This is a genomic window from Aeromonas sp. 1HA1, assembly GCF_029237385.1.
GTDB lineage: Bacteria > Pseudomonadota > Gammaproteobacteria > Enterobacterales > Aeromonadaceae > Aeromonas > Aeromonas popoffii.
Window position 1 is genome coordinate 1 of sequence record NZ_JAACGC010000199.1, and the last position, 810, is coordinate 810.

The 810-nt window shown below is 58.6% G+C and carries 1 protein-coding gene; it reads right to left on the reverse strand.

Going from position 1 to position 810, the window contains the following annotated elements:
* Positions 1-711, reverse strand: a 711-nt coding sequence (locus GWQ22_RS21650) for a transposase (RefSeq protein ID WP_275931648.1), incomplete at its 3' end; no start/stop codon positions are given.
* Positions 712-810: the final 99 nt, after the last annotated feature.

Genomic DNA, 810 nt, shown 5'->3' on the forward strand with positions numbered 1-810 from the left:
GGCAAGCTTGGGACCCTTGTCCAGCCCTCTGGCTCGCAGTCCCATCAGGAGCTCTGTCCAGCTGGCTTCCGACTCCCTCAGGCCATCCTCGACCGCCACCAGTTCCTTATGGCCATGCTCTGTCACGCCGATGAGCACCAGCAAGCAAAGCCGCTCACCCATACGCACGTTGCTGTATATGCCGTCCGCCCAAAAGTACACATACCGCTTCTGGCTCAGGTCCCGCTGGCTCCACTCCCGATGCTCATCACTCCAGTGCTGTTTCAGGCGACTGATGGTATTGGCCGACAACCCCTTGGCCTTGTCACCGAGCAACGCGCCCAGCGCCTCCTGATAGTCCCCAGTGGAAATCCCCCGCAGGTACAGCCAGGGCAGCAGTTCTTCGATGCTGCTGGAACGCTTGAGATAGGGCGGTAGCAGCGAGCTGTTGAAACAGATCCCTGAGCCACTTCTGTCGCGCACCTTGGGCACTTTAATCTCGACATCGCCGATCCCGGTCTGGATGGTGCGTTCAGGCAAAAAGCCGTTGCGCACCACAGCTTGGCGGCCATCGGGGAGCTTGCGCTGAGCGTGGTGCTCGAGCAGGGCTTTGAGCTCTGTTTCCACTGCTTGGGCAATCAGGTCTCTGGCGCCTGCGCGCAGCAGGTCCGTGAGCGGATCTGTTGATTCGGTCTCTGGTGGTGGCAGGACTCTGAGGGTAGAATTGGTCATGGCGTATCACCTCTGTTAATTGAGATTCTTCGCGGGAATCAATCAGCAGGATACGCCACCTTCTCTATCTCCCCCATACACCAGAAATCACCATAACTC